Source organism: Pseudomonas yamanorum (assembly GCF_013386765.1).
Taxonomy (GTDB): Bacteria; Pseudomonadota; Gammaproteobacteria; order Pseudomonadales; family Pseudomonadaceae; genus Aquipseudomonas; species Aquipseudomonas yamanorum_A.
In genome coordinates, this window is record NZ_JACARE010000001.1 from 102,459 (window position 1) to 112,066 (window position 9,608).

Sequence of the window (9,608 nt, forward strand, 5' to 3'; positions counted from 1 at the left end):
CAGAACCATCAGCTATCAGCGCACAGGTGGTGCGTATTGAATGCCACCGTTGGTCCACAGTGCGTTCAGGCCACGATCGATTTCCAGGGGAGTGCTTTTGCCGAGGTTTTTCTCGAACACTTCGCCGTAGTTACCGACTTGCTTGACGATCTGTACGACCCAGTCTTTCTTCACTTTCAGGTCTTTGCCGTATTCGCCGTCAGCACCCAGCAGACGGGCAACGTCCGGGTTCTTGGTGGACTTGGCTTCAGCTTCGACGTTTTTGGAGGTGATACCGGCTTCTTCAGCGTTGAGCATGGCGTAGCCAACCCAGCGCACGATGGCCAGCCACTCGTCATCGCCGTTACGCACGACAGGGCCCAGTGGTTCTTTGGAAATGGTTTCCGGCAACACCACGTAGTCCTTCGGCGAGGCCAGCTTGCTGCGCTGTGCGTAGAGCTGCGACTTGTCGGAGGTCAGCACGTCGCAACGCCCGGATTCCAGCGACTTGGCGCTTTCATCGGAGGTGTCGAACGTGATCGGGGTGTACTTCAGGTTGTTGGCGCGGAAGTAGTCGGAAACGTTCAGCTCAGTGGTGGTACCGGCCTGGATGCAGATGGTTGCACCGTCCAGTTCCTTGGCACTTTTAACACCCAGCTTGTTGTTCACCAGGAAGCCAACACCGTCGTAGTAGGTGATGAAGCCCGGGAATTTCAGGCCCATGCCGGCATCGCGGGAGCTGGTCATGGTGGTGTTGCGCGACAGGATGTCGACTTCGCCAGACTGAAGCGCGGTGAAACGCTCCTTGGCATTCAACTGGCTGAATTTGACCTTGGTTGCGTCGCCGAATACGGCAGCAGCAACAGCACGGCACACGTCAGCGTCGATCCCGAGGATCTTGCCGCTGGCATCCGGCACCGAGAAGCCCGGCAGACCGTCGCTCACGCCACACTGCACAAAGCCTTTCTTCTGCACGGCATCCAGAGTGGCGCCAGCCTGGGCGAAACCACTGACACCCAGTACGGTAGCCGCGGTCACGATGGCCAGGGTGGATTTCAATACCTTCATTCAAACCTCCAGTTTTGCTCTTGTTGTGTCGGAGCTCGAACCCCACCGCACCCTTATGAGGCGACATCGACCCGTGTTGGCTTTTTTTGGGGTCAAACAGCATGAGGTTTTTGCTTTAAGTCCAGTTGCTATCCCACAGGCGTCAGTCACTGATAGTGTTACCGCCTGGGGTGAGCCTTGACATCGGGTTTCACATAGCAAGCCCCGTACCAGACTGGCGGCTGAGTCGTTTCAGCCCACGGTCAAGAGCAAAAGATTCAACCTTGCGACATTCTCTTAACAGATCAACCTGTCGCGCACCGTTCCGACGCACTCAATCGGAGCGCACGCACATATATGGAGCAGACATGACCGACCCCTTGATTCTTCAGCCCGCCAAGCCCGCAGACGCCTGCGTAATCTGGTTGCATGGCCTGGGTGCCGATCGCTACGACTTCCTGCCGGTGGCCGAAGCCCTACAGGAAAAACTCCTGTCGACACGCTTTGTGCTGCCCCAGGCGCCGACACGCCCGGTAACCATTAATGGCGGCTACGAGATGCCCAGCTGGTACGACATCAAGGCCATGAGCCCGGCGCGCTCCATCAGCCTTGAAGAGCTGGAAGACTCGGCAAAAATGGTCACTGACCTGATCAAGGAACAAAAAAGCAGCGGAATAGACGCTTCGCGGATTTTCCTCGCCGGCTTTTCCCAGGGCGGCGCCGTGGTGTTCCACACCGCCTTCCTGAAATGGCAGGGCGCCCTGGGTGGCGTAATTGCCCTCTCCACCTATGCGCCGACCTTTGGCGACGAGCTTGAATTGTCGGCCAGCCAGCAACGGATTCCGGTGCTGTGCCTGCATGGCCAATACGACGACGTGGTACAGAACGCCATGGGCCGCAGCGCCTATGAGCATTTGAAGACCCGCGGTGTCACCGTTGCATGGCAGGAATACCCAATGGGCCACGAAGTGTTACCCCAGGAGATACACGATATTGGCACCTGGTTGGCCGCCCGCCTGGGCTGAAAACCACACATTCTGTAGCCGTATGACCAACGCACTACGCCGCGCCCGATTCTTGCATTACACTGGCCGGCGTACATTCCTTAACCAATTGATGAGATGACCGTGCTCAAAGCACTCAAGAAGATGTTCGGTAAAAGCGAGGCTGAGCAGCTCGCGCCAGGTTCCAGTGCCCCCGCCCACGCCCAAGGCAACCGCAATGACGGTCAGCAGCCTGGCCGGACCGCACCTGTAGCCTCGCCAAAAAAAGAGCCGGTGACCACACCCGCCACGGTTAACGTCGCTGAAGAACCGCCCGCCGAGAAACCACGCCCGGAAAAACCGCGCCGCGAACGCGCGCCAAAACCTGTGGTTATCCCCTGGAAACTGGAAGACTTCGTTGTCGAACCCCAGGAAGGCAAAACCCGCTTTCATGATTTCAAGCTCGCCCCGGAACTGATGCACGCCATCCAGGACCTGGGCTTCCCGTACTGCACGCCGATCCAGGCGCAAGTGCTGGGCTTCACCCTCGCCGGCAAAGACGCCATCGGCCGCGCCCAGACCGGCACCGGCAAGACCGCAGCCTTCCTGATCTCGATCATCACCCAGTTGCTGCAGACCCCGCCGCCCAAAGAGCGCTACATGGGTGAGCCGCGCGCACTGATCATCGCCCCGACCCGGGAGCTGGTGGTACAGATCGCCAAGGATGCCGCCGACCTGACCAAATACACCGGCCTCAACGTGATGACGTTTGTCGGTGGCATGGACTTCGACAAGCAGCTCAAGCACCTGGAAGCGCGTCACTGCGACATCCTGGTGGCCACGCCGGGCCGCTTGCTGGACTTCAACCAGCGCGGCGACGTGCACCTGGACATGGTCGAAGTGATGGTGCTGGACGAAGCCGACCGCATGCTCGACATGGGTTTTATCCCGCAAGTGCGTCAGATCATTCGCCAGACCCCGCCGAAAAACGAGCGCCAGACCCTGCTGTTCTCCGCGACCTTCACCGAAGACGTGATGAACCTCGCCAAGCAGTGGACCACCGACCCGTCCATCGTCGAGATCGAGGCACTGAACGTTGCCAGCGAGAACGTCGAGCAGCACATCTACGCGGTGGCCGGTGCCGACAAATACAAGCTGCTCTACAACCTGGTCAACGACAACGGTTGGGAGCGGGTCATGGTGTTTGCCAACCGCAAGGACGAAGTGCGGCGCATCGAAGAACGCCTGGTGCGTGATGGCGTAAATGCCGCGCAACTGTCGGGCGATGTGCCGCAGCATAAGCGTATCAAGACGTTGGAAGGCTTTCGCGAAGGCAAGATTCGCGTGCTGGTGGCTACCGACGTGGCCGGGCGCGGGATTCACATCGACGGCATCAGCCACGTGATCAACTTCACCCTGCCGGAAGTGCCGGACGACTATGTGCACCGTATTGGCCGCACCGGCCGTGCGGGCGCGGCGGGCGTGTCCATCAGCTTTGCCGGGGAAGACGATTCGTATCAGTTGCCGTCGATCGAAACCTTGCTGGGCCGCAAGATCAGCTGCGAGACGCCACCGACGCATTTGTTGCGTCCTGTAGAGCGCAAACGGCCTTAAGCTGGAATGCGGTAAAAATGTGGGAGCGGGCTTGCTCGCGAATGCAGTGGATCAGTCAATATATCCAGAGACTGACACACCGCATTCGCGAGCAAGCCCGCTCCCACATTTGGTTTCAGCGCTTTCAAATTCAAGGAGGAACACATGAACCAGGCCGACTACATCATCATCGGCGGTGGCATCGCTGGCGCATCCGCCGGTTACTGGCTGTCACAACATGCCCGCGTCATCGTCCTGGAGCGCGAGTCGATGCCGGGCTACCACTCCACCGGCCGCTCCGCCGCCCTGTACATCGCCGCCTACGGCACGCCACAGGTCCGCGCCCTCACCCTCGGCAGCCGCGCCTTTTTCGATCACCCGCCCGCAGGCTTTGCCGAACACCCACTGCTCACGCCTCGGGGCGAACTGGTGGTGGACTTGATCGGCGATCCCGATGAATTGCAGCGCCAATACCTGAGCGCCAAGGCCCTGGTGCCCGACACGCGTCTGCTCGACGTCGATGAGTCGATGGCCATGATGCCGATCCTGCGTCGGGAAAAGGTCCATGGCGGGATCTACGACCCCACCGTCTGCGACATCGACACCGACGCGCTGTATCAGGGCTACCTGCGTGGCATTCGGCGCAATGGCGGTGAAATCCACCTCGACAGCGACGTGCAGAAACTGATCCGCGACGCTCAGGGCCTATGGCAAGTGCGCACGGCACAACAACACTTCAGCGCCCCGGTGATCATCAATGCCGCCGGCGCCTGGGCCGACCACATCGGCCAGTTGGCCGGTGCACAGAAAATCGGCCTGCAACCCAAGCGTCGCAGTGCGTTCGTGTTCGCCGCGCCTGCCGAACTGAACATCCATGCATGGCCGGAACTGGCTGCCCTCGACGGTTCGTTCTATATGAAACCCGACGCCGGCATGTTCCTCGGCTCCCCCGCCAATGCCGACCCGGTAGAGCCCCACGATGTGCAACCGGAAGAACTGGACATTGCCACGGGCATTTATCACATCGAAGAAGCCACCACCCTGAGCATCCGCCGGCCTGCGCGGACCTGGGCCGGGTTGCGCAGTTTTGTCGGCGATGGGGATCTGGTCTGCGGCTTCGATCCACAGGTGGAGGGATTGTTCTGGATTGCGGCCCAGGGCGGCTACGGGATCCAGACCTCACCGGCGATGGGCCAGGCCAGTGCGGCACTGGTGCGCGGGAAGCCTTTGCCGCAGGCATTGGCGGCGTTCGGGTTGACCGAGGCGATGCTGTCGCCGCACCGGCTGCACGCTTCGACCTGACCTCTGTGGTGAGGGAGCTTGCTGTGGCGAGGGAGCTTGCTCCCGCTGGAGTGCGCAGCGCTCCCAAGATTTTGGGGCCGCTACGCAGCCCAGCGGGAGCAAGCTCCCTCGCCACAGCAAGCCCCTCGCCACACGCGCCGTTATTTCCAGCGTTCAGCGGCCGCGTGATCGCTGTCGCGCCCTTCCACCCAGCGGGGCCCTTCACTGGTGTTTTCCTTTTTCCAGAACGGCGCCCGGGTTTTCAGATAGTCCATCACAAACGCACAGGCATCGAACGCCGCCTGGCGATGGGCACTGGCTGCCGCAACAAACACAATCGGCTCGCCCGGCTCCAACGCGCCGATACGGTGCAGCACCTCCAGCTTGAGCAATGGCCAGCGCTGTTCGGCTTCCTCGGTGATCTTGGCCAGGGCTTTTTCGGTCATGCCGGGGTAGTGCTCCAGGAACATCCCCGCCACCTCGCGGCCGTCGTTGAAGTCGCGAACATAGCCGACAAAGCTCACCACGGCGCCCACGCCTACGTTGTCGGCGTGCATCGCGTTGACTTCGGCGCCCGGATCAAATGCCCCGGCCTGCACTCGAATCGCCATGGTCAGCCCCCGGTCACAGGCGGGAAGAACGCGACCTCGTCGCCAGCTTGCACAGGCTGGTCGAGCGTGCATATTTCCTGGTTGCGGGCGCACATCAGGCTGGCTTCATTGAGCACTTCAAAACCTGGGTCAGCCGCCAGCGCCAGACGCACGGCGTCGACGGTGGCGAAGTCGCCTTCCACCTCCAACGAGTCAAAGCCCACCGCTTCGCTGTAGCGCGCAAAAAACAGTACGTTGATGCTCATTGTTCATCCGCCTTGAAATGCCCACTTTTGCCGCCGAGCTTTTCCAGCAGGCGAATGTTTTCGATGGTCATGCCGCGATCCACGGCCTTGCACATGTCGTAGATCGTCAGGGCCGCCACGCTGGCCGCCGTCAGGGCTTCCATCTCGACGCCGGTCTGGCCGGAGAGTTTGCAGCGGGCGACGATGTGCACCGCGTCCAGGCCGTCGGCGCTGAGCTCAACCTTGACCCCGGTGAGCATCAACGGGTGGCACAGCGGGATCAGATCACTGGTTTTTTTCGCCGCCTGGATCCCGGCGATGCGGGCCACGGCAAACACGTCGCCCTTGGGGTGGGCGCCGTCGACAATCATTTTCAGGGTTTCGGGCAACATGCGCACCCGCGCTTCGGCCACGGCTTCACGGAACGTCACGGCTTTTTCAGTGACGTCGACCATGTGGGCGCGACCTTGGGAATCGAGATGAGTCAGCACAGGGATACTCCTGATCAGGAGCCCCGATTGTAAACCCAACGCAGATCAAATGTGGGAGCCGGGCTTGCCCGCGATGCAGGCACCTCGGTTTTTCAGGAGCACCGCAGCGATGCAATCGCGGGCAAGCCCGACTCCCACAGGGGTTTCAGGTGAGCCGGGCGATGAAGTCATCGCCCGGAATCGGTTACAGGTGAGATTCGGCGTATTCGGCCAGAATCGAACGAGGAACACCCTGCAGGGCGATGTGCACGCCGTTCGGGAAGTCCTTGAAGCGTTCCGTCAGGTAAGTCAGCCCGGAGCTGGTCGCGGACAGGTAAGGGGTGTCGATCTGTGCCAGGTTGCCCAGGCACACCACTTTGGAACCGGCGCCGGCACGAGTGATGATGGTTTTCATCTGGTGCGGCGTGAGGTTCTGGCATTCATCGATCAAAATCAGGCTTTGCTGGAAGCTGCGACCCCGTATGTAGTTGAGGGATTTGAACTGCAACGGCACTTTGCTGAGGATGTAGTCGACGCTGCCATGGGTGTTTTCGTCATCCATGTGCAAGGCTTCGAGGTTGTCGGTGATTGCCCCCAGCCACGGCTCCATTTTTTCCGCTTCGGTGCCAGGCAGGAAGCCAATCTCCTGGTCCAGGCCCTGCACGCTGCGGGTAGCGATGATGCGGCGATAGCGCTTGGTCACCATGGTCTGTTCGATGGCGGCAGCCAGGGCGAGGATGGTTTTCCCCGAGCCTGCGGCGCCGGTCAGGTTGACCAGGTGGATGTCCGGATCAAGCAAGGCGTACAGCGCCAGGCTCTGGTAGATATCACGCGGTTTCAGGCCCCAGGCTTCCTGGTGCAACAGGGGTTCCTGATGCAGGTCGAGGATCAGCAGCTTGTCGACCTGGATCTCTTTGATCCAGCCCACGAAGCCCTGTTCGTCGATGATGAATTCATTGATGTGAACGGCCGGCAGGTTGTCGATCAGTTGTACCTGGTGCCAGGTGCGGCCATGGTCCTGACGGGTTTCGACCTTGCTGACGAGGTCCCAGAAGGAGCCGGTCACGGTGTGATAACCGCGCGACAGCATCGACACGTCGTCGACCAACTGGTCAGTACTGTAGTCCTCGGCAGCGATCCCACACGCTCGTGCCTTGAGGCGCATATTGATGTCTTTGGTCACCAGCACCAGGCGCAAGTCCTTGTCACGCGCGTGCAGGTCGATCAATTGGTTGATGATTTTGTTGTCGTTCAGATTCTCCGGCAGCAGGCTGTTGGGCTCGCTGCGCTTGCTCATCAGAATCGACAGCAAGCCCTTGGGCCCGCTTTTGCCACGCTGGATCGGTACGCCCACCTCGACGTCATCGGGGGAGGCTTCGCCGAGGGTCTTGTCGATCAGGCGGATGGCCTGGCGGCATTCGGCGGCAACGCTGTGGTGCCCGCTTTTGAGTTTGTCGAGCTCCTCAAGCACGATCATCGGGATGGCGACGTGGTGTTCTTCGAAGTTAAGCAGTGCGTTTGGATCGTGAATCAGTACGTTGGTATCAAGCACATAAAGGATTGGCTGGTCGGAAGAAGGGTTACGTCCATGATCATCCATACTCGGTCACCTTTGTGGGAGCCAGTCGACGCAATACCGCGACAGTGCTGCGCCTCGATTCGACCGTCGAACGCACTTGAGGGGCGTCAAGTGCGGTGCACACAAGAGGTGTCTTGGAAGACGCCACCTGTGTTGCAGGTTTCGGCTGTCTGTCTTCGTAATACCGCAAAACACATGACAGGAAAAAGCACTTTGACGCTTTTTTGAAGTTTATTTTTCAGGATGACGAATAGCACTAGGCGAGCCGGCATTGCACCGTTAAAGTCGGAAGTCCGCCTGTATCGAAATATCTCCCAAATTCCCCCCCAAAAAACCTCAGCCCCAACAGGGCCGGGCTCTTCGTGCTTTTTCAGCGAAACGCTTCGCGGCAATCCTGCCAGCCGAGTCCACTTTCTGCCGTAGCGTGTAAAAGCCAGGGTAATGCGATGCGCGCCTTGTCCTGAGTGTCGTGGAACAGGATTATCCCTCGCCGCCACAGCAGCATCAGCGTGAGCACGCGGTTGGCCGATTCATCGGCCTTGAGCTTGCCGGCTTCGTCTTCTGAATCGATGTCCCACAATGCCACTTGCAGCCCCTGGGACTGGAAGAAACCCTGGCTGTCGGAACGGCGCTGGCCATAGGGCGGGCGGAACAGCGGCGCGTAGTTTTCGGGCATCAGGTTCTGGGCCAGGGAGGCGCTGCGGGTGATGGACGACTGCCAGTCGACCCAGTGGCTATGAGAGCGGTACTGCCAGCCCTGGATGCCGACGCACTGGCCCTGGTACAGCGCCTGCACATCGGTGACCGAGCTTTTCTCGACGCGGGTTTGCAGGCTGTTGCCGAGCACGAAGAAAAGGCCGTGCAGTTTCTGTTTGCGCAGATAGTCGGCCAGCCAGTCGGTGTTGCCGCTGACGGGGGACGGGCCGCTGTCGAAGGTCAGCAGGAACATCCGGTCGTTGAGTTCGTCGCCGTTGCGTTCGTGGTCGCCGAAGCGCGCGATTTCGCTGCTGATCTGCGGGAACAGGGCGGCCTTGCGTAACTGTTCATCCAGGTAGCGTTCGTGGAATGCGCGGCTGGGGCCGGCCCAGCCTATATAGAAGGAGCTGTCGCTTACCTCGAACTTGGCGGCTTGTTCGCGCAGGTCGTCCATGTTTTCCACCAGGTAGCAGAAAGAGGCGTCCTGTTCGCAGCTTTGCTGGGCGAAGGTGTAGTTTTCCAATAGTCGTTGCCACAGTTGGCGGCGCAGGTCGTTGATCGAGGCCTGGTTGATGATCTTCAGGCCCAGGCGTTGTTTGAGGGCGGGTTCGTCGAGGGCTTCGCTGGCCAGCAGGGTGTGGGCGAACATCAGGATTTCAGCGCGTGAGGCGACGTCGAACAGGGCGGGGCTGCTGAGGCGTTCGGGCCAAACGCCGCGGTCCAGGGTGGCGACATCCACCGGGGCGGCTTGGGCGCCCAGGCAGATGAGCCAGGCTGACAGTAAAAGCGCAATTCGCACGAAGGGTCTCCCTTTCCAGAGTCGTCGGGCACTATAGCCGATCGCGTGGGGGGGCTATTGGGTTGGTGTGTATATCCGTTGTTTAGGTCACGGCTACTTATGGTTCCGCTCTTACAGCGGCTCACTTTTGAACAGCGCAAAAGTAAGCAAAACGCTCTTGCCCCACCACTCGGCACCTCGCTAATGCTCGGTGTGCCCTCAGCTCCGGCATTACTCCGCGGGCCGCCGCGACGGGGCGTCCCTGCCCCGTCGCGGCTAAACCGGCGTCCTGCCGGTTTACCCGCTCCGTACTACCTGCGTTCGGCCAGCGTGGTTTAACGGGGCGCCTAAGATCAAGATCAAAAGA

The 9,608-nt window shown here is 60.4% G+C and carries 9 protein-coding genes; 3 read left to right on the forward strand and 6 right to left on the reverse strand.

Translation table 11 applies throughout. From position 1 onward, the window contains the following. Positions 1-15 precede the first annotated feature (15 nt). Positions 16-1,047 carry an amino acid ABC transporter substrate-binding protein gene (locus tag HX875_RS00430; RefSeq protein WP_003216321.1) on the reverse strand — a complete coding sequence of 344 codons (1,032 nt, stop codon included), beginning with the start codon at positions 1,045-1,047 and terminating at the stop codon, positions 16-18. Between the two features lie 347 nt (positions 1,048-1,394). On the opposite strand from HX875_RS00430, the gene HX875_RS00435 reads away from it, so the two are divergent. From HX875_RS00435 to HX875_RS00445, 3 genes are all read left to right on the forward strand, one after another. Further along, complete coding sequence (locus HX875_RS00435; RefSeq protein WP_177040794.1) at positions 1,395-2,051, forward strand: alpha/beta hydrolase; 657 nt, start codon at positions 1,395-1,397, stop codon at positions 2,049-2,051. A gap of 96 nt (positions 2,052-2,147) precedes the next feature. Beyond that, positions 2,148-3,623 (forward strand): ATP-dependent RNA helicase RhlB, encoded by a 1,476-nt coding sequence (gene rhlB / locus HX875_RS00440; protein WP_177040796.1) that lies wholly within the window; start codon positions 2,148-2,150, stop codon positions 3,621-3,623. A gap of 144 nt (positions 3,624-3,767) precedes the next feature. Further along, positions 3,768-4,904: an NAD(P)/FAD-dependent oxidoreductase gene (locus HX875_RS00445; protein WP_177040798.1), complete on the forward strand. Its 1,137-nt coding sequence runs from the start codon at positions 3,768-3,770 to the stop codon at positions 4,902-4,904. 140 nt (positions 4,905-5,044) lie between these two features. On the opposite strand, the gene moaE is transcribed toward HX875_RS00445, so the two are convergent. From moaE to HX875_RS00470, 5 genes are all read right to left on the reverse strand, one after another. After that, a complete protein-coding gene (gene moaE / locus HX875_RS00450; protein WP_177040800.1) occupies positions 5,045-5,494 on the reverse strand; it encodes a molybdopterin synthase catalytic subunit MoaE in 450 nt (149 codons plus the stop codon). Between the two features lie 2 nt (positions 5,495-5,496). Beyond that, positions 5,497-5,739: a molybdopterin converting factor subunit 1 gene (gene moaD / locus HX875_RS00455; RefSeq protein ID WP_177040801.1), complete on the reverse strand. Its 243-nt coding sequence runs from the start codon at positions 5,737-5,739 to the stop codon at positions 5,497-5,499. Beyond that, a complete protein-coding gene (gene moaC, locus HX875_RS00460) occupies positions 5,736-6,209 on the reverse strand; it encodes a cyclic pyranopterin monophosphate synthase MoaC (protein ID WP_177040804.1) in 474 nt (157 codons plus the stop codon). Before moaC ends, moaD begins: the two co-directional genes overlap by 4 nt. 184 nt (positions 6,210-6,393) lie before the next feature. Beyond that, positions 6,394-7,788 carry a PhoH family protein gene (locus tag HX875_RS00465; RefSeq protein WP_017135209.1) on the reverse strand — a complete coding sequence of 465 codons (1,395 nt, stop codon included), beginning with the start codon at positions 7,786-7,788 and terminating at the stop codon, positions 6,394-6,396. A 349-nt stretch (positions 7,789-8,137) separates the two neighbouring features. Next, the gene (locus HX875_RS00470; protein WP_177040806.1) at positions 8,138-9,262 is read right to left on the reverse strand and encodes a polysaccharide deacetylase family protein; all 1,125 of its coding nucleotides are present in this window, start codon (positions 9,260-9,262) and stop codon (positions 8,138-8,140) included. Positions 9,263-9,608: the final 346 nt, after the last annotated feature.

Excerpts from the sequence above, each read along its gene's own strand:
- HX875_RS00430 (WP_003216321.1), bottom strand. The coding sequence starts at position 1,047 with ATGAAGGTATTGAAATCCACCCTGGCCATCGTGACCGCGGCTACCGTA.
- HX875_RS00435 (WP_177040794.1), top strand. The coding sequence starts at position 1,395 with ATGACCGACCCCTTGATTCTTCAGCCCGCCAAGCCCGCAGACGCCTGC.
- rhlB (WP_177040796.1), top strand. The coding sequence starts at position 2,148 with ATGACCGTGCTCAAAGCACTCAAGAAGATGTTCGGTAAAAGCGAGGCT.
- HX875_RS00445 (WP_177040798.1), top strand. The coding sequence starts at position 3,768 with ATGAACCAGGCCGACTACATCATCATCGGCGGTGGCATCGCTGGCGCA.
- moaE (WP_177040800.1), bottom strand. The coding sequence starts at position 5,494 with ATGGCGATTCGAGTGCAGGCCGGGGCATTTGATCCGGGCGCCGAAGTC.
- moaD (WP_177040801.1), bottom strand. The coding sequence starts at position 5,739 with ATGAGCATCAACGTACTGTTTTTTGCGCGCTACAGCGAAGCGGTGGGC.
- HX875_RS00465 (WP_017135209.1), bottom strand. The coding sequence starts at position 7,788 with ATGGATGATCATGGACGTAACCCTTCTTCCGACCAGCCAATCCTTTAT.